20 protein-coding genes are annotated in these 17,177 nt (G+C 70.5%); 14 read left to right on the forward strand and 6 right to left on the reverse strand.

The features are described 5' to 3' along the window. The 9 genes from rimM to WH85_RS09755 all read left to right on the forward strand — a co-directional run bounded on the left by rimM (window position 1) and on the right by WH85_RS09755 (window position 5,873). A complete protein-coding gene (rimM, locus tag WH85_RS09715) occupies window positions 1–570 on the forward strand; it encodes a ribosome maturation factor RimM (RefSeq protein WP_211275326.1) in 570 nt (189 codons plus the stop codon). Continuing rightward, on the forward strand, window positions 567–1,331 hold the full coding sequence (trmD, locus tag WH85_RS09720; protein WP_045741425.1) for a tRNA (guanosine(37)-N1)-methyltransferase TrmD: 765 nt from the start codon (window positions 567–569) through the stop codon (window positions 1,329–1,331). The genes rimM and trmD overlap by 4 nt, the downstream gene beginning before the upstream one ends. A 122-nt stretch (window positions 1,332–1,453) precedes the next feature. After that, on the forward strand, window positions 1,454–1,810 hold the full coding sequence (rplS, locus tag WH85_RS09725) for a 50S ribosomal protein L19 (RefSeq protein ID WP_045741543.1): 357 nt from the start codon (window positions 1,454–1,456) through the stop codon (window positions 1,808–1,810). Between the two features lie 168 nt (window positions 1,811–1,978). Beyond that, the gene (lepB, locus tag WH85_RS09730; protein ID WP_052720281.1) at window positions 1,979–2,878 is read left to right on the forward strand and encodes a signal peptidase I; all 900 of its coding nucleotides are present in this window, start codon (window positions 1,979–1,981) and stop codon (window positions 2,876–2,878) included. Beyond that, complete coding sequence (lepB, locus tag WH85_RS09735) at window positions 2,875–3,537, forward strand: signal peptidase I (protein ID WP_045741427.1); 663 nt, start codon at window positions 2,875–2,877, stop codon at window positions 3,535–3,537. Before lepB (WH85_RS09730) ends, lepB (WH85_RS09735) begins: the two co-directional genes overlap by 4 nt. Window positions 3,538–3,697: 160 nt before the next feature. Beyond that, complete coding sequence (locus WH85_RS09740) at window positions 3,698–4,150, forward strand: NUDIX hydrolase (protein ID WP_045741428.1); 453 nt, start codon at window positions 3,698–3,700, stop codon at window positions 4,148–4,150. Beyond that, window positions 4,150–4,995 (forward strand): ribonuclease HII, encoded by an 846-nt coding sequence (locus WH85_RS09745; protein ID WP_045741429.1) that lies wholly within the window; start codon window positions 4,150–4,152, stop codon window positions 4,993–4,995. Before WH85_RS09740 ends, WH85_RS09745 begins: the two co-directional genes overlap by 1 nt. Beyond that, window positions 4,992–5,312 (forward strand): DUF2469 domain-containing protein, encoded by a 321-nt coding sequence (locus WH85_RS09750; protein ID WP_045741430.1) that lies wholly within the window; start codon window positions 4,992–4,994, stop codon window positions 5,310–5,312. The genes WH85_RS09745 and WH85_RS09750 overlap by 4 nt, the downstream gene beginning before the upstream one ends. 75 nt (window positions 5,313–5,387) lie before the next feature. After that, the gene (locus WH85_RS09755) at window positions 5,388–5,873 is read left to right on the forward strand and encodes a murein hydrolase activator EnvC family protein (RefSeq protein WP_045741431.1); all 486 of its coding nucleotides are present in this window, start codon (window positions 5,388–5,390) and stop codon (window positions 5,871–5,873) included. Here the strand turns inward: WH85_RS09755 and WH85_RS09760 are convergent. Together WH85_RS09760 and WH85_RS09765 are read right to left on the reverse strand one after the other, a co-directional pair. Continuing rightward, window positions 5,854–7,038, reverse strand: coding sequence for an aminotransferase class V-fold PLP-dependent enzyme (locus WH85_RS09760; RefSeq protein WP_045741432.1), 1,185 nt, complete (start codon window positions 7,036–7,038; stop codon window positions 5,854–5,856). The two genes, WH85_RS09755 and WH85_RS09760, sit on opposite strands and share 20 nt — an antisense overlap. A 101-nt stretch (window positions 7,039–7,139) precedes the next feature. Further along, window positions 7,140–8,276 (reverse strand): tyrosine recombinase XerC, encoded by a 1,137-nt coding sequence (locus WH85_RS09765; protein ID WP_045741433.1) that lies wholly within the window; start codon window positions 8,274–8,276, stop codon window positions 7,140–7,142. 84 nt (window positions 8,277–8,360) lie between these two features. On the opposite strand from WH85_RS09765, the gene WH85_RS09770 reads away from it, so the two are divergent. Next, window positions 8,361–8,822, forward strand: a complete 462-nt coding sequence (locus tag WH85_RS09770; RefSeq protein ID WP_045741434.1) for a pyridoxamine 5'-phosphate oxidase family protein — start codon at window positions 8,361–8,363, stop codon at window positions 8,820–8,822. 202 nt (window positions 8,823–9,024) lie between these two features. Here WH85_RS09770 and WH85_RS09775 read toward each other — a convergent pair whose 3' ends face one another. Continuing rightward, window positions 9,025–9,429 carry a GntR family transcriptional regulator gene (locus tag WH85_RS09775; protein WP_045741435.1) on the reverse strand — a complete coding sequence of 135 codons (405 nt, stop codon included), beginning with the start codon at window positions 9,427–9,429 and terminating at the stop codon, window positions 9,025–9,027. Window positions 9,430–10,688: 1,259 nt separating this feature from the next. On the opposite strand from WH85_RS09775, the gene WH85_RS09785 reads away from it, so the two are divergent. Further along, the gene (locus WH85_RS09785; protein ID WP_045741544.1) at window positions 10,689–10,874 is read left to right on the forward strand and encodes an AlpA family phage regulatory protein; all 186 of its coding nucleotides are present in this window, start codon (window positions 10,689–10,691) and stop codon (window positions 10,872–10,874) included. Between the two features lie 129 nt (window positions 10,875–11,003). Here the strand turns inward: WH85_RS09785 and dprA are convergent, their stop codons facing one another. Genes dprA through WH85_RS09800 form a run of 3 tightly spaced genes read right to left on the reverse strand, consistent with a single transcriptional unit; the run spans window position 11,004 to window position 14,085 of the window. Then, window positions 11,004–12,188, reverse strand: coding sequence for a DNA-processing protein DprA (gene dprA / locus WH85_RS09790; protein ID WP_045741437.1), 1,185 nt, complete (start codon window positions 12,186–12,188; stop codon window positions 11,004–11,006). Next, window positions 12,185–13,726 (reverse strand): YifB family Mg chelatase-like AAA ATPase, encoded by a 1,542-nt coding sequence (locus WH85_RS09795; RefSeq protein ID WP_045741438.1) that lies wholly within the window; start codon window positions 13,724–13,726, stop codon window positions 12,185–12,187. Before WH85_RS09795 ends, dprA begins: the two co-directional genes overlap by 4 nt. Beyond that, complete coding sequence (locus WH85_RS09800; protein WP_045741545.1) at window positions 13,726–14,085, reverse strand: YraN family protein; 360 nt, start codon at window positions 14,083–14,085, stop codon at window positions 13,726–13,728. The genes WH85_RS09795 and WH85_RS09800 overlap by 1 nt, the downstream gene beginning before the upstream one ends. 390 nt (window positions 14,086–14,475) lie before the next feature. Here WH85_RS09800 and rpsB point away from each other — a divergent pair, with 390 nt between their 5' ends. The 3 genes from rpsB to pyrH all read left to right on the forward strand — a co-directional run bounded on the left by rpsB (window position 14,476) and on the right by pyrH (window position 17,147). Beyond that, entirely contained in the window at window positions 14,476–15,384 is a 909-nt protein-coding gene (gene rpsB / locus WH85_RS09805; RefSeq protein WP_045741439.1) for a 30S ribosomal protein S2, read from the forward strand. Window positions 15,385–15,456: 72 nt separating this feature from the next. Further along, the gene (gene tsf, locus WH85_RS09810; RefSeq protein ID WP_045741440.1) at window positions 15,457–16,287 is read left to right on the forward strand and encodes a translation elongation factor Ts; all 831 of its coding nucleotides are present in this window, start codon (window positions 15,457–15,459) and stop codon (window positions 16,285–16,287) included. Window positions 16,288–16,439: 152 nt separating this feature from the next. Beyond that, a complete protein-coding gene (gene pyrH / locus WH85_RS09815) occupies window positions 16,440–17,147 on the forward strand; it encodes a UMP kinase (protein WP_245673880.1) in 708 nt (235 codons plus the stop codon). The last annotated feature ends 30 nt before the right edge of the window (window positions 17,148–17,177 follow it).

Genomic DNA, 17,177 nt, shown 5'->3' on the forward strand with positions numbered 1-17,177 from the left:
CTGCTCGTCGTCGGCCAGATCGGTAAACCGCACGGCATCCGGGGCGAAGTCTCCGTTGTCGTGCGCACCGACGAGCCCGAGGCACGCTTCACCGCCGGTTCGGTGTTCACCACGGAGGTCCCCCGGGACCGCCGGGTGAGCGCCGGCCCGGCGGGCGCGCCGGCTCCCGGTGTCCGTTTCGAAGTGCCGAAACAGCTCACCCTCTCCTCGATCCGCTGGCATCAGGGCCGCGGCATCGCGGTGTTCGAGGGCATCGACGACCGCAACGTCGCCGAGGCGATGCGCGGTGTCTTCCTCCAAGTCGACAGTGAGTCTCTGGAGCCGCCGGACGATCCGGACGAGTTCCACGACCACCAGCTCGTCGGGCTGCGTGTGGTGTCCGCCTCCTCCGGCGAGGAGTACGGCACGGTGCAGCGCATCGAGCACGCGCCGTCGTCGGACCTGATCGTGCTGGCCAAGACCGGTGGCGGGACGGCGTTGATCCCGTTCGTCACGGCGATCGTCCCGACCGTGGACCTCCCCGGTCGTCGCGTGCTCGTCGACCTCCCGGAAGGCCTCCTCGATCTGTGAAGGTCGACATCATCTCGATCTTCCCGGACTACTTCGCGCCGCTCGACCTCTCGCTGGTCGGGAAGGCGCGAACCACCGGGACTCTCGATCTCTCTGTGCACGATCTGCGCACCTGGACATCCGACGTGCACCGGACGGTGGACGACACGCCGTACGGCGGCGGCCCGGGCATGGTGATGCGCCCGGAGCCGTGGGGCCGGGCCCTGGACGCGGTCGTCTCACCGGCCGCGACCCTGGTGATCCCGTCTCCGGTCGGCAAGCGGTTCACCCAGGCCGACGCCTACGAGCTGGCCGCCGCCGAGCACCTGGTGTTCGCCTGCGGCCGCTACGAGGGCATCGACCAGCGGGTGATCGACGAGGCGGCGAGCCGGATGCCGGTCCGGGAGGTGTCGCTCGGCGACTACGTGCTCTTCGGCGGCGAGGTCGCGGTCATCGTGATCATGGAGGCGATCACCCGGCTGCTGCCCGGCGTGATCGGCAACGCGGACTCGCTGACCGAGGAGTCGCACGCGGCCGGCCTGCTGGAGGCCCCGGTGTACACCAAACCGGCGTCCTGGCGCGATCTGGACGTGCCGGAGGTGCTGCGGTCCGGCGACCACGGCCGGATCGCCCGCTGGCGGCGGGACCGGAGCCTGCTGCGGACCGCCGACCGCCGTCCGGACATGCTCGCCGCCTACCCGCCCCGGGACCTCGACAAGTCGGACCGGAAGACCCTGACCGAGGCCGGATTTCAGATCCCGCCCGAGGGTGTGGCAGAGTAGGGAGGTTGCCGTCCTGCCCCGCGCCGTGGGGTGGAGGCGAGGATCCCCTGGACTCAGGGGGGATCAGAATCACCCGTCAGCGCACCGAACTCCCGGTGCGCACCGAGCACGAGGATGCAGCGATGAACACGCTGGACACTCTTGACGCCCTGTCGCGGCGTACCGATATTCCGGACTTCCGGGCTGGTGACACCCTCAAGGTGTACGCCCGGGTCGTCGAGGGCAACCGCTCCCGCGTCCAGATCTTCCAGGGCGTGGTCATCGCCCGTCACGGTGCCGGTCTCCGCGAGACCTTCAAGGTCCGGAAGATCAGCTTCGGCGTCGGCGTCGAGCGGACCTACCCGATCAACAGCCCGGCGATCGACCGCATCGAGGTCATCACCCGTGGTGACGTGCGTCGCGCCAAGCTCTACTACCTGCGTGAGCTCCGCGGCAAGAAGGCCAAGATCAAGGAGCTTCGGGAGAAGCAGACCGTCTGACCGGACGACGTGGTGCGACAGGGGTGGGCGCGGGCGGTTTACGCTTGCGCCTGTTCCGGACGCGCTCTGGTGAACCTTTCCAGTCCTACCGCTCGTAACTTTCCCTAGCCGGGAAACTCGGGCGGTAGTGCTGTATCCGGGGGCGGTTCGGCCGGTGAGCGGCAGGAGATGCGAAGCGTGGAACCGATGGAAGGTTATGGGCCGTCCTCGCGGCGGCGGCGGTCTGTGATCAGACGCAACAAGGAGATGCCGCTCTGGCAGGAACTCCCGCTGTTGCTGGTCGTGGCGTTCTGCCTGGCGGTGCTGATCAGGACCTTCCTGGTCCAGGCGTTCTACATCCCCTCCGGGTCCATGGAGAACACCCTGCTGGTGCAGGATCGCGTCTTGGTCAACAAGGTCGTGTACGACATGCGTGACCCGTTGCGCGGCGAGGTCGTGGTGTTCCGCGGCACCGACAAGTGGGCGCCCGAGGTCACCGAGGTGGTCAGCAACACGTTCCTGGCCAAACTCGGACGGACCATCGGCGACCTGGTGGGTGTCAGCCGCCCCGGCGAGCGCGACTTCATCAAACGGGTGATCGGGCTTCCGGGTGACAAGGTCGCCTGCTGCGACTCCGAGGGGCGGATCACCGTCAACGGGGTCGGGATCGACGAGCCGTACATCGCTGACGGTTTCAACTCCGATCTGAGCCAGCCGCCGATCGCCGGGCAGTGCACCAGCCGGCGGTTCACCGAGGTGACGATCCCCAACGGGCAGATGTTCGTGATGGGCGACCACCGGTCGGTCTCGCAGGACGCCCGCTGCCAGGGGCCGGTTCCCATCGAGAACGTCATCGGCCGTGCCTTCGTGGTCGTCTGGCCCAGTGATCGCTTCGCCGGACTCAGCGTGCCCGATGTCTGGCAGCAGTTCGCTGCCGCGCAGCCCACGGCCGCCGGGGCGGGTCCGGCGCCGGCCCGGCGCACCGATCCCGTGGTCGCCACGGAGATCCTGCCCTTACTCCTCAGCGTGGTTTTATCCGCGCGTTCCGGCATGTCGTTCGCGACTCGACGACGTAGGCTCCGAGCGTGATTGACGAGCAGACCGAAAAGCGCCCAGGTTCGTTCTGGCGCGAGCTTCCCATCCTGCTTGGTGTGGCGATCCTCGTCGCCGTGCTGGTGCGTGCCTTCGTCCTGCAGACCTTCTACATCCCCTCCCCGTCGATGGAGCACACCCTCAACGTCTGGGACCGGGTCCTCGTCAACAAGCTGGTCTACGACTTCCGCGACCCGCGTCGTGGCGAGATCCTGGTCTTCAAGGCGCCGACCGCGTGGCAGTCCGGCGCCGACGGTGAGGACTTCATCAAGCGGGTCATCGGCGAGCCCGGCGACAACGTGGTGTGCTGTGACGACCAGCAGCGCCTCATGATCAACGGGAAGTCGCTGGACGAGCCGTACATCTACACCGACGACGACGGCACCCGCAACCAGGTCGCCGACCAGCAGTTCAACATCACCGTCCCGGCCGGCCGGCTCTGGGTGATGGGCGACCACCGCGAGGCGTCCGGCGACTCCCTCGAGCACTACGAGCAGAGTCAGGCCACCGACGAGGCCGGCAAGATCCAGGACGCGACGATCACCATCGACTCGGTGGTCGGCCGGGCGTTCACGGTCTTCTGGCCGGTCGACCGGGCCACCTGGCTGTCGGTTCCGGACTCGTACGACACGATCCCCGACGCCTCGGGCAACTAGGCCGTGTCGCGTGGGTTCCGCGGGGCTGCGGCGTGACCCGGCCGGCACCTGGCGGCAGCCACCACCCGGACCCTGCCTCGCGCTCACGCGACCCACGAAACAGGGCCTGCATGCCGCTCCGGGTCGCAAGATCCTCGTCGGGCGCAATAGGCTTGTCGGCGTGACCGTGATTGACCGCCGTGCCGGCCGCGTCCTCCTCGTCGACCGCGACGAGCGGGTCCTGCTGCTGCACGGCGGCGATCCTGGCCGTCCCGAGCAGCGCTGGTGGTTCACCCCCGGCGGCGGCCTGGAGGAGGGCGAGACGACTGCTCTCGCCGCGCAGCGGGAGCTCTACGAGGAGGTCGGTCTCCGCGTCGAGCCCGGCGACCTGTCCGGCCCGGTCCACCACGAGGTGACCGAGTTCGAGTACGACTCCCGGCACTACCGCCAGGCCCAGGACTTCTATCTGCTCCGGGTGCCGGCCTGGGAGGTCGACACCAGCGGCATGGACGCCGAGGAGCAGAGCACCATCATCGCGCACCGCTGGTGGTCCGCCGAGGAGATCGCCGCGAGTGACGAGGCGATCTTCCCGCTCGACCTGGCCGGCCTGCTGCGCCGGGTGCTGGAGGTCTGATGCTGGCCCCACCGCGCACCGTCGTCCGCCGGGAGGCGGGCCTCTACGCGCTCGAACAGGCCCTGCAGCGCCGCGGTTTCCAGCGTGTGGCGGGCGCCGACGAGGCCGGCCGGGGCGCCTGCGCCGGCCCGCTGGTGGCGGCCGCCGCGATCCTGCCGGAGGGCAGGCGCGGGGAGATCCCGGGCCTGGCCGACTCCAAGCTGCTGACCGCCGCCGCCCGGGAACGCGTCTACGACCAGGTGGTCGACAAGGCGCTGGCCTGGTCCGTGACGATCATTCCACCGGCCGAGGTCGACTCCCGCGGCCTGCACGTGTGCAACCTGGCGGCGATGCGCCGCGCGCTCGCGTCACTGACGGTCCGCCCGGAGTACGTGCTGACCGACGGTTTCCCGGTCGACGGCCTGGGCGTTCCCGGCCTCGCGGTGTGGAAGGGTGACCGGGTCGCGGCCTGCGTCGCGGCCGCCAGCGTGCTGGCCAAGGTCACCAGGGACCGGCTGATGGTGGAGCTGGACGCGAGATTCCCGGATTACGGCTTCGCCGTACACAAGGGTTACATCACCGACGAGCACAGTGCCGCGTTACTTCGGCACGGCCCCTGTGCCGAACACCGCTTCTCATATGCGAATGTCGCCGCCGCCTCCGGGCGCGGCAACCGGCCTCCCCGGGCGCGCCGACCTGCCGAGCGTCCGGCGGACACGATTCCGTCGCTGTTCGACTCATCCGTTACCGAGCCGCTGCTGCTTCGGGAGGCCACTGAGGGTACCGTCGGCGTGGCGTCGGGCGAGCAGCCTCAGCCGTCGCCGTCGGTGGGGGAAGATGAGGCCATGGAGGGCGAGAAACGATGAGCGCAGAGGATCTCGAGAAGTACGAGACCGAGATGGAGCTGCAGCTCTACCGGGAGTACCGCGACATCGTCCGCCAGTTCTCCTACGTCGTGGAGACCGAGCGCCGGTTCTACCTGGCCAACCAGGTCGACCTGCACGTGCGCAACTCCGACGGCGAGGTGTATTTCGAGGTCGAGATGCACGACGCCTGGGTCTGGGACATGTATCGGCCGGCCCGGTTCGTCAAGAACGTGCGGGTGATGACGTTCAAGGACGTGAACGTCGAGGAGCTGGAGAAGCCGGACATCTCGTTGCCGGACGACGCCAACTTCGGCTGATCGCGGTCATCCACATGCGGCGGCCGTCCACAGGGCGGTTCGCGGCAGCGGTGTGAGCCGGGCAGTGTCGGCGGCATGTCCATCGCCGCACACTGCCTGTTGTTGCTGATCCTGCTCCTGCCGGGCCCGGTCCGGTCCGGACTGTTCGGCTGGCCGGTCCCGTCGCCGCCGGAGGTGACCCGGCGTTTCGACCCGCCGCCCGACCCGTGGCTGGCCGGGCACCGCGGCGTCGACCTCGCGGTGACCCCGGGCGCCCCGATCCGGTCGGCGGGCGCCGGGACGGTGGTGTTCGCCGGCACGATCGCCGGCCGGGGTGTGGTGAGCGTGGCGCATCCCGGCGGTCTGCGGACCACCTACGAGCCGGTGACGCCGTCGGTGGCGACAGGCGACCGGATCCCGGCCGGGGCGGTGTTGGGGACGGCACAATCGGGGCACCCGGGATGCCCTCGGGCGGCGTGCCTGCACTGGGGACTACGCAGGGCGGACCATTATCTGGATCCGCTCGCCCTGCTGGGGTTGGGGCGTGCCCGCCTGCTGCCGCTCACCGTTGATAGTCCCTGAGTAGCGCCGGGAGCCGCTCGGCCAGGCGGTGGAACTCCTCCGGCCGGTTGTAGACCTGGGCGCTCAACCGCAGCAGACCCCGCCCACCCCAGGCGCTGACCTGCGTCTCCGCCGCCAGCTTGTCGGAGATGTGCTGCCGCAGCGCGATCGCCTCCGGCTGCGTGGACGCCAGCCCGGCCGGCAACGGCACCACCCGCATCGCCACGCCCGGTCCGGGGTCCGGCAGCTCGGAGGGCGCGAGGCCGAGAGCCACACCGACAACCCTCTGACCGTACGCGGCAAGCGCCTCGTTGTGCCGCCGGACGTCCTCGACACCGAGCGTGCGCAACGTGAACACACCGGCGGGCGCGGCCAGCCAGGGCGTGTAGTCGATGGTTCCCTGATACTCCACCGACAACGGGAAGCCCTCGTCGTGCTCCCAGGACACGATCAGCGGGTCGATCCGGCGGCGCCAGGCCGGCGCCACGTGCAGAAGCGCCGTGCCGCGCGGCGCCCAGCCCCACTTGTGCAGGTTCCCGACCCAGAAGTCGGCGCCGATCGCACCCACGTCGACCGGCAGCATCCCGGGCACGTGGGCGGCGTCGACAAGCACCGTGACGTCCAGTTCGCGGGCGGCGGCGGCGATCTCGCGTACCGGAAGGAGTTTCGCCGTCGCCGACGGCAGCTGATCGACCACCAGCAGCCGGGTCCGGCCGGGACGCAGCGCGGCCCGAATCCGGGCGACCACCTCCGCGGCCGGCGCGTCCAGCGGAACGGCGACGGTCCGCGCGCTCGCCCCGGTCCGCCGGCACTCCCGTTTCACGGCGGTGACCACCGCGCCGTACGCATGATCGGTGAGCAGCACCTCGTCGCCGGCCGCCAACCGCACCGACTGCAGCACCAGCGACACCGCGGCGGTGGTGGTCGGAACCAGCGCGCTGCCGTCCGGATCCGCACCGAGAAAGGTGGCGAGGTGACGTCGGGAGTGGATGATCCGGTCCAACAGCCCGGTGCCGTAGAACCGCAGCGGATTGGCCTCCATCTCGTCCCGCAGCCGCTGCTGGGCGCGCTGCACACCGATCGGCAGGGCGCCGAACGAGCCGTGGTTGAGATAGGACACCGCCGGATCCAGCGAGAACAGCAGCCGGGCGCCGGGAAGGGGTACGGGCGGGACGTCGGCGCTCATGCCTCGGATCGTACGACGGCGGTCGCTCTCAGGCTCGTGGATGTGCCTCTACGGGTCACTCGCATGCCCGCGGGTGCCGGGGCGTCGCTCTCCCGCCGGTCTCATGCCCGTGGATGCGCCTGCTTGAACGCCGAGCGCAGCCGTTCCGTCGAGACGTGCGTGTAGATCTGCGTGCTGGACAGCGAACTGTGCCCCAGCAGCTCCTGCACGGCCCGCAGGTCGGCGCCCCCGTCGAGCAGGTGGGTGGCGGCGGAGTGGCGCAGGTCGTGCGGCCTGGTGTGCGGAAGACCGGCGACCCGGGCGGCGTCGGCGACGATCCGGCGGACGACGGTGGGCTGCAGACGGCCACCCTTGACCCCGAGGAACAGGGCGTCCCGGCTGAGACGGCCGCAGAGCTCCGGTCGCCCGTGCCGGAGGTAGGCGTCGAGGGCGTCCCGGGCGGGATGGCCGTACGGGACGGCACGCTCCTTGGCGCCCTTGCCGAAGACCCGGATCACCTGACGGGAGTGGTCGACGTCGGCGCGGTCCAGGTTGCAGAGTTCGCTGACGCGTACTCCGGTGGCGTAGAGAAGTTCGAGAACGGCCTTGTCCCGTAGCCCGGTGGCCGGGTGCTCCCCGTCGTCCGGTCCGTTGGCATGGGGTTTCTCGCCGGGCGGGTCCTCGCCGTCGGGGTCCTCGCCGTCGGGGTCCTCGCCGTCGGGGTCCTCGTCGCCGGGGTTCTCGTCGCCGGGGCGCTCGGTGGTGGGGTCCAGCAGTTCGGCGGCCTGGTCGGCGCGCAGGACGGTGGGCAGCGAACGGTGGGCGCGCGGACTGGCGAGCTGGGCGCCGGGGTCGTCGGGGGAGCGCCCGGTGCGCTGGGCCCAGGCGGTGAACGCCCGGGCGGACGCGGCGCGACGGGCCTGCGAGGTCCGCGCGGCACCGGTGTTCATCCGGGCGGCGAGCCAGCTCCGGAGGATCCCGATGTCCAGGGCGGCGAGGCCCGTGCTGCTCTCGCCGGCGACGTGGTCCTCATCCGCGTCGGGGCCTTCACCGGTGATGTGGTCTTCACCGGTTGTGCGGTCATCACCGGCGGGACGGCCCTCGCGGGTGGCGTGATCCAGCAGGGAGACGACATCGCCGACATACGCCCGGACGGTGTGCTCCGAACGGCCCTCGACGACGGCCAGGTGACGGCCGAACTCGTCGACCGCCTCACGCAGGTCGGGCGGTAGCGCCTGGTGCAGTTCACGGGTACCCATCGGAAACGACGGTCCAACGAGCGTGTCCCCGGGTCAAGTCTTCGGCGCGGTGTTTCTGTCGTACCCCGGGATTAGGGTTTTTCCATGGCACGCTGGGAAGAGATCGAGACAGAGGCACCGGAGTTCGCAGCCCGGGTGCGGGCGCTGTTCGACGCGGGGACCAACAAGACCATCGCCACCCTCCGCCGCGACGGCGCACCCCGGATCAGCGCGATCGAGACGCGGTTCGCCGACGGCGAGCTCACCTTCGGCATGATGGGCGACTCGCTGAAAATGGCGGACCTGCGCCGCGACCCCCGGTTGGCGCTGCACAGCCCGACCCTGGAGCCACCGGCCGACAATCCGGAGTCCGGCCCCGGCGACGCCAAACTGTCCGGTCGCGCGTGGGAGATCCCACCCCCGCCGGACGACCAGCACGAGGGCGCCGGTTTCTTCCGGGTGGACATCGACGAGGTGGCCCTCACTTACGTGGGAGTCCCCGCCGATCACTTGGTGATCGAGTCCTGGCACACCGGCAGGGGCCACCACCGCCGCACCCGAGCCTGACCCGTCGCCCGTCGGCTGTTGCCCGTCGGCTGTTGCCCGTCGGCCGTCGGCCGTCGACCGCCGACCGTCGGCCCTCACTTGGGTCCTGTCGCCGTCCCTGGTCACCCGTCCTCGGTCGCCGGCCCGCGGTCGCGGCCGGCTGTTGATTCGGCAGCCTTACCCATCCCGCAAGAGCGGCAACGAAAACACCTACGGGAAGGGGTCAGGGGCGGGTCAGCTGTACGCGGTCGGCGGGGTGAACCTTTTCGGAGCCGTCGGGGGCGGTGATCACCAGGACGGGGACGCCCTCGGCCAGTTTGTGGCGGCGGCGCTCGACGTCGGTGGGCATGCGGGCGCTTACCTTGTCGCCACGGGTCAGCTGCAGGAGCTGGACCGGCTCGGGGATGCGGACGAAGGTGCCGCGTGGGCGGTCGACGGTTACCAGGCCCTCGGTGCGCAGCTGACCGATGGCCTGTCGCACCGTGGTTCGGCTGATGCTGTAATCCTGGGCCAGGCGCAGCTCGCTGGGCAGCGCCTCACCCGGACCCAGCTCGCCGGACTCGATCTGCCCGCGCAGCAGATCCGCCAGCTGACGGAAGACCGCACGGTCCGCGGAATGATCGATCATGGTAACTATTTTACGACTTCATGATGCTCCATCATGTTGTACCTACAGTCCGATGTTGCGCGAATGGGTTCGTCGCGCTCAGAAGGCCGAGCTTGGTCGGACGACGGGGTGGGCCGCGGGTGGTTGGCGGCCTTCGGCCAGGTCAGAAATGGTGCTGACGGAGCGCGGCGGAGGTCGTCGTCCATCCATCGAGGACAGTCCGGCTTGCGGGCGCGGTGTCGGGGTGTCAGGGGGTGTCGGGGCGGGTTCGGGTCCAGGTCAGGAAGCGGTCGTGGGGGTTGAGCGGCGGTTCGCTGTGGGTTCGGAGGTCTTCGAGGGCCTGGTGCATCTGCGCTGACATGTAGATCCTCAGCAGTGACGGAAACTCCCGGTATTCGTGGAGCAGTTCGTTTCGGGCTGTCGGGCACGGCCACGGTTGCCCGCATGCCTCGCAGTTCCAGAGTGGCCGCGAGTGCACGTGCGGCTTCTCGCCCGTCGTCACCGTTCCCCCGTCGGGTCTCGTCGGTCTCCTCCTGCCTGTCGCTCATCGGGACGGGTGCCGGGGGCGTCCGCGGCGACGACTGTCCGAAGTGGGCGGATTGTGGAGTGGTGGTGGCGGGTGGGCGGGGTGGTGGCCACCCGGTGGTGTTCGCGATGCGTGAAGAGGCGAAAGCGCTATTAGCCGCGAATGGGGAGCATTTGCTCGGCAGGTGCAGGCGTGGGGGCGGGTGGCGGTGGGAGCGGTGCTTTGCGCGTACGCGGTGAGCGGGGTTTGCATTCGATCTCTTCTGGTGTGGAGGGTCAGTGGTTCGGCCGGCGGTTGCCGTGTGGCCTTCGGCGGCCCGGCTGTCCAGCTCGATGCTGCTGAGCTGGGGTTAAGCGCCCGGCTCTGCCGACTGTGGAGTCGGCTTGGGGTGAACGTGGCACGGAGTTCCGCGTGCCAGGCGGGTGATCGTCGTCGGACTGTGCGTGGTGGGAGCGGTAGAGGCCTCCCCGGCGTCCCGCCTGTCGTTGCGGCAGGAAGGGCGGGAAGGGTGGGGTCGGCGAGGGCGGTCTGCGGTCGATGCAGGGGGCCGGCAGGCCGCAGATGCAGCGCCGCCAGAGGGTCCGCCAATCGCGGCGGTGCCTGGGATGATGCGGTACCGGGATCATTGTCAAGCGACCTCTAGGCATGCAGCCACTATAATGTGTGGAGGACTACCTGTCCCTTATCAACTGGATAGCCGACTAATAGTCCCGCGCCTACGGTCGATCATGTGGGAGTGAAGCCGATCCGCCTCATGGGCGCGCACGAGATCCGCATCCGTCTCGGCGGAGTCAGCCGACAGCGGGCGTACCAGATCACGAGTCGCACCGACTTTCCGAAACCGGTCGCTGACCTGGCACAGGGCAAGGTTTGGGCCACCGAGGACGTCGAGGCGTGGATGAAGGTCCATCGTCGTGATCTGGACGAGTCCGAGGACTGACAGGCGCGGCGGGAATCGACCGGCTTGTCGGCCCCGGAGTCGCCACCTCGAGTGGTGAGGCCGGAATTCGGCGAGCCGGTCCCAACCATGTCGAATTTTCGGGCCGGAAGACCACTCGAAGGGGACCGGTCATGTCGTTCGATCGGGCGCGAGGCCTATCCCCTCATCCGTTCGTGTGACTAGGCCCGCCCCTTCCAACAGTGGAAGGCGCCGCAGGACGGTCCGGACACTGACCCTGGCCTGCGCGGCGAGTTCGTCCGGAGTGGACCAGCCGCGGGCCGGCACCGCCTCGAGGATCAGCGCGGACTCCTCGTCCAGCGCGTCCCGCGGATGTTCCCGGCCGCGCGCCGGGGCGCTCAGGTGCTCGCCGATCCGGCCGACCTCCTCCAGCACGTCGGCCGCCGAGGTGACCAGCCGGGCGCTCGGTTGCGTCCGCAGCAGTTCGTGGCAGCCGACCGACATGGCCGATGTGACCGGGCCGGGCACCACCAGGGCCGGACGGTTCAAGGAGATCACCCGGCCCATCGTCTGGACGGCGCCGCTGCGGGCCGCGGCCTCGACGACGACCGTGCCGGCGGTGGCCGCGGCGATCACCCGGTTCCGGATCAGGAAACGGTGCCGGAGGGGTTCGGCGCCCAGCGGCCATTCGCTGATCAGCAGTCCGTTCTGGGCGATCTCCTCGAACATCGCGGTGTTGCCGACCGGGTAGGGGCGGTCCACCCCGCAGGCCAGGACCGAGACCGTGCGCCCGCCGGCGGCCAGAGCACCCCGGTGGGCGGTGGCGTCGATACCGAACGCGCCGCCCGAGACGATCGTCCACTCACAGCCGGCCAGGGCGAACGCCATCTCGGTCGTGACGTGGGTGCCGTACTCGGTGGCGGCCCGGGCGCCGACGACCGCCACCGACCGGTGCAGGGTCTCGGCCAGGGGCGGGCTGCCGCGTACCCAGAAGCAGAGCGGCGGCCGGGTGTCCTGCCCGACCCGGCCGGGGACGCCGAGTTCCAGGGCGGCGAGGTCGTCCACCCGGGACGGCCACTCCTCGTCCGCCGGGACGACCAGGCGTACGCCGAGCCGGTCGGCGTGCCGGAGCTGGGTCTCCGCGGCCCGGCGGGGGTCGGTGGCGGCCGTGCGGGCGGCCACCGCGGCCCGGAGCCGGGCGTCCGGGGCGTCACCGTCGAGCAGGGCGTCCAGGGTGTCGGGCGCGCCGTGGTCGCGGACCAGCGCCCAGACGGTGCGGTCGCCGGGTTCGGTGAGCCAGGTCAGGGCGGCGCGGGCGGCGCGGTCCTGGTGACTGCCGGGTCCTCTGTCGATCATGTCGTTCCTCTCCTCGGAGTACGGGTTTCGCCCTGCCGCAGTTCGTAGGCCTCGTTCACCTCGCCGGCCGCCGGGCGGTCCCGTCCGTCCAGGTCGGCGACGGTCCAGGCCAGGCGCAGGACGCGGTCGAAGCCGCGGCCGGACAGGGTGCCGCGGTCGACGGCCCGGTGCAGCACGGTGGTGTCGCCGGCGGGCAGGCGCCACGGTGGCCGGCGCAGCACCGGTCCGGGCACCTCGGAGTTGGTCCGCCAGCCTTCGGCGGACCAGCGGGCGGCCGCGGCGGTCCGGGCCCGGTCCACCCGGGCGGCGACGCCGGCCGAGGACTCGGCGGGTTCGACCTCGACCATCAGCTGTGCCGCGCTCAGCGGCAGCACCGTGATCCGGATGTCGATGCGGTCCAGGAACGGTCCGGAGAGCCGCGCGAGGTAGCGCCGCCGCACGGTGGGCCCGCAGGTGCAGTGCCGGTCACCAGCGGACGAGGCGCACGGGCAGGGGTTGGCCGCGACGACCAGTTGCACGCGGGCGGGGTACTCGACGGTGCCCCGGGCACGGGACAGCACCACCCGGCCGCTCTCCAGCGGCTGGCGCAGCGCCTGCAGCGTGGCCCGGCTCATCTCCGGGACCTCGTCGAGGAAGAGGACCCCGCGGTGGGCGAGGGACAACAGCCCCGGCCGGGCGAGGCCCGCTCCGCCGCCGAGCAGCGACACCGTGCTCGAGGTGTGGTGCGGGGCCTGGAAGGGCGGCCGGCGGATCAGGCGGCCGTCGGGTGGCAGCACCCCGGCGATCGACTGCACGGCGGTGACCTCGAGCGCCGCGTCGTCGTCCAGCCGGGGCAGGATCGACGGGAGGCGTTCGGCGAGCATCGTCTTGCCCGCTCCGGGCGGGCCGAGGAGTGCCAGGTGGTGGCCGCCGGCCGCGGCCACCTCCAGGGCGTAGCGGGCCGTGTGCTGGCCGGCGATCTCGGCCAGGTCCGGTCCGGGGGCCGTCGGGGCGGCCGGTACGGGCGGGATCTCCGGCAGGGGTGTGCCGTCGCGGAGGAAGGCGAGGAGGCCGCGGAGCGAGTCGACCGCCCGGACGGTGACCCCGGGGATCACCATGGCCTCGCGGGCGTTGGCGACCGGCACGATGACCCGGGTCATCCCGGCCCGGACGGCGGCGGCGACCATCGGCAGGACGCCCCGCACCGGCCGGACGGTGCCGTCGAGCCCGAGTTCGCCCAGGAGCACGACGCCGTCCAGCGCGGCCGGCGGCAGTTCGCCGGCGCTCGCCAGCATCGCCGTCGCCATCCCGAGGTCGAACCCGCTGCCGTGCTTCGGCAACGCGGCCGGCAGCAGGTTCACCGTTATCCGCCGATTCGGCCATTCCTCCCCGGAGTTGACCAGTGCGGCCCGGACCCGGTCCCGGGCCTCGTGCAGGACGGTGTCCGGCAGGCCGGTCAGGACGACCGCGGGTAGGCCGACGGAGAGGTCGGCCTCCACCTCGACGAGATGACCGGTGACGCCGACCAGGCCGACGCAGAGGACGCGGGCGTAGCTCATCAGAACGCCCCGCGGATGTGGACGACCCGGGCCGCGCCGCGCGGTTGCGGAAGCACCTCGACGACGTCGAACCGGATCTGGCGGGCATGCCGGCCGGACTCGGCCAGCCACTGTCCGGCCAGTCGCCGCAGCTTGCGGACCTTCTTCGGGTTGACCGCGGCGGCCGGTGGCCCGAACGTCCCCGACCGCCGCGTCTTGACCTCGCAGAACACGAGGTCGTCGCCGTCGATCAGGATCAGGTCGACCTCGCCGTCCGGGCACCGCCAGTTGCGGTGCAGCAGGACGAGGCCGTGTTCCTCCAGGTGCCGGGCGGCGAGGCGTTCGCCGTACGCCCCGACGGCCCTTCGCTCAGTCGTCATGCCGGGGGACGGTGGCACTGTCGCGGCCGCCGTGCGCCCCGGCCTGTGAGATCACCGGTGATGTGGATTGCCGGTCCGTGCCCGCGCGATGTGATACCGGCGGACACCAGGGCGGAAAGCGGACAGAGCGTCCGCAGGTCGCCGGGGTGGGACCGAGGGCGGCCCGGGTGGGCGCACCGGTTGGCGTATGCTTGTCGACGGCGACCGCCCAGGCGGTCGACCTCGCGCGCCCTCCGACCGTTGCCTGTCGCAGCTTCGTCTGTGGCGGGGCCGGCGGCGACGGCCCTCCCTGGTCCCGATCTTCTCGGGTCCGACTGTGGCTGCCGACCGGGCGCCAGGACGCTCACCGCCGGTGGGCGTGACAACCAGGGAAGACCAGGGAGTTACACCATGGCCGTAGTGACCATGCGTCAGCTGCTCGAGAGCGGTGTCCACTTCGGGCACCAGACCCGGCGCTGGAACCCGAAGATGAAGCGCTTCATCTTCACCGAGCGCAACGGTATCTACATCATCGACCTGCGCCAGACGCTCGACTACATCGAGAAGGCGTACGCGTACGTGCGGGACACCGTCGCCGAGGGTGGCCACATCCTCTTCGTCGGCACCAAGAAGCAGGCGCAGGAGGCCATCGCCGAGCAGGCGACCCGGGTCGGCCAGCCGTACGTGAACCACCGTTGGCTCGGCGGCATGCTGACCAACTTCCAGACGGTGTACAAGCGTCTGCAGCGCATGAAGGAGCTCGAGGCTCTGGGTGACCTGACCGGCACCGCCGCGGGTTACACCAAGAAGGAGACCCTGCAGCTCTTCCGCGAGAAGACCAAGCTGACCAAGACCCTCGGTGGTCTGCGTGACATGACCAAGACGCCGTCGGCGATCTGGGTCGTGGACACCAAGAAGGAGCACATCGCCGTCGACGAGGCCCGCAAGCTGGGCATCCCGGTCATCGCGGTGCTGGACACCAACTGTGACCCGGACGAGGTCGACTTCCCGATCCCGGGCAACGACGACGCGATCCGTTCGGCCGAGCTGCTGACCCGGGTCATCGCCACCGCGGTGGCCGACGGCCTGATCGCCCGCTCCGGCCGTGGCCGTGGTGGCAACGCCGAGGAGAAGCCCGAGGCTGCCGCTGTCGCCGCCGGCGAGCCGCTGCCCGAGTGGGAGCGCGACCTCTACGAGGGTGCCGAGAAGAAGGCCGAGGAGCCCGCCGCTGCCGCTGAGGCGCCGGCCGAGGTTCCCGCCGAGGCTCCGGCTGAGGCCGAGGCCGTTCCGGCTGCCGCCGCGCCGGCCGCCGCGGAGTAAGACCAGCTTCCGGTCGCCGCCGCTGGGGCGGCGGCGACCGCACACCTCCCGTCTGACATCGAGAGAAGAGTCATGGCCAACTTCACCGCCGCGGACGTCAAGAAGCTCCGCGACCTCACCGCCGCCGGCATGATGGACTGCAAGAAGGCGCTCGACGAGGCGGATGGCGACTTCGACAAGGCTGTCGAGTTCCTCCGCATCAAGGGTGCGAAGGACGTCGGCAAGCGCGCCGGCCGGACCGCGGCCAACGGCATCGTCGCCCACTCGGGCAAGGCGCTGCTCGAGCTCAACTGCGAGACCGACTTCGTCGCGAAGACCCCCGACTTCGTCGAGCTGGGTCAGCGTCTGGTCGAGTTCGGCGAGAAGAACGCCGTCGCGGACGCCGCGGCGCTGCTCGCCGCCACGCTGGAGGACGGCAAGACCGTCGCCGACACCCTCCAGGACTACGCCGCCAAGATCGGCGAGAAGATCGTCCTGAACCGCTTCACGGTTGTCGAGGGCACCGTCGCCGTCTACCTGCACCGCAAGGCGCAGGACCTGCCGCCGCAGGTCGGCGTCCTGGTGGAGTACGCGGGCAAGACCGACGAGGCCGGTGACGCGGACGCCCGTGCGGTCGGCATGCAGATCGCCGCGATGCGCCCGAAGTACCTCACCCGTGAGGAGGTCCCGGCCGAGGTCGTCGAGACCGAGCGCCGGGTCGCCGAGCAGACCGCTCGTGAGGAGGGCAAGCCGGAGCAGGCGCTGCCCAAGATCATCGAGGGCCGGGTGAACTCCTTCTTCAAGGACTTCGTCCTGTTCGAGCAGGCGTCGGTCACCGACAACAAGAAGACCGTCAAGCAGGTCGCTACCGAGGCCGGCATCGAGATCACCCGCTTCGTCCGGTACGAGGTCGGTCAGGAGTAAGGCTCCGCAATCATTGGCACGGGAGGTCGGTCACGCGGTTCTGCGTCCGGCCTCCCGGTCGCATAAGGTCTCCTGCAGAAACGAAGGGAAGGCGGGTCATGACTATGGTGACCGAGCAGTCCGCCACGGTTGACGATCAGAACCCGCCGACCATGCGGCCACGGCGGGTCGTTCTCAAACTCTCCGGCGAGGTTTTCGGCGGTGGCGCGGTCGGGGTCGACCCCGACGTCGTCCAGGCGCTGGCACGACAGATCGCGACGGTCAACCGCCGCGGCATCCAGGTGGCCGTGGTGGTCGGCGGCGGCAACTTCTTCCGCGGCGCCGAGCTGCAGAAGCGGGGCATGGACCGCAACCGGGCCGACTACATGGGCATGCTGGGCACGGTGATGAACTGCCTGGCGCTTCAGGACTTCCTCGAGAAGGAGGGCATCGAGACGCGGGTGCAGACCGCGATCACGATGGCCCAGGTCGCCGAGCCCTACATTCCGCTGCGGGCGATCCGTCACCTCGAGAAGGGCCGGGTCGTCATCTTCGGTGCCGGCGCGGGCATGCCGTATTTCTCCACCGACACGGTGACCGCCCAGCGCGCGCTGGAGATCCACGCGGACATGGTCCTGATGAGCAAGAACGGCGTCGACGGCGTCTACACCGCCGACCCGCGGGTCGACCCCGACGCCCGCAAGCTGGAGAACATCACCTTCCAGGAGCTTCTGCAGCGTGGACTGCGGGTGGCCGACCAGGCCGCGTTCAGCCTCTGCGAGGAGAACAAGCTCCCGATGCTGGTCTTCGGTGCGGAGGGCGACGACACCATCGTGCGTGCGTGTGCCGGCGAGCGGATCGGGACCCTGATCACCGCCTGAGCGCGTCCACGTCCCCACATCCCGCACCAC

This window comes from Actinoplanes rectilineatus (assembly GCF_000962825.1).
Classification (GTDB): domain Bacteria; phylum Actinomycetota; class Actinomycetes; order Mycobacteriales; family Micromonosporaceae; genus Actinoplanes; species Actinoplanes rectilineatus.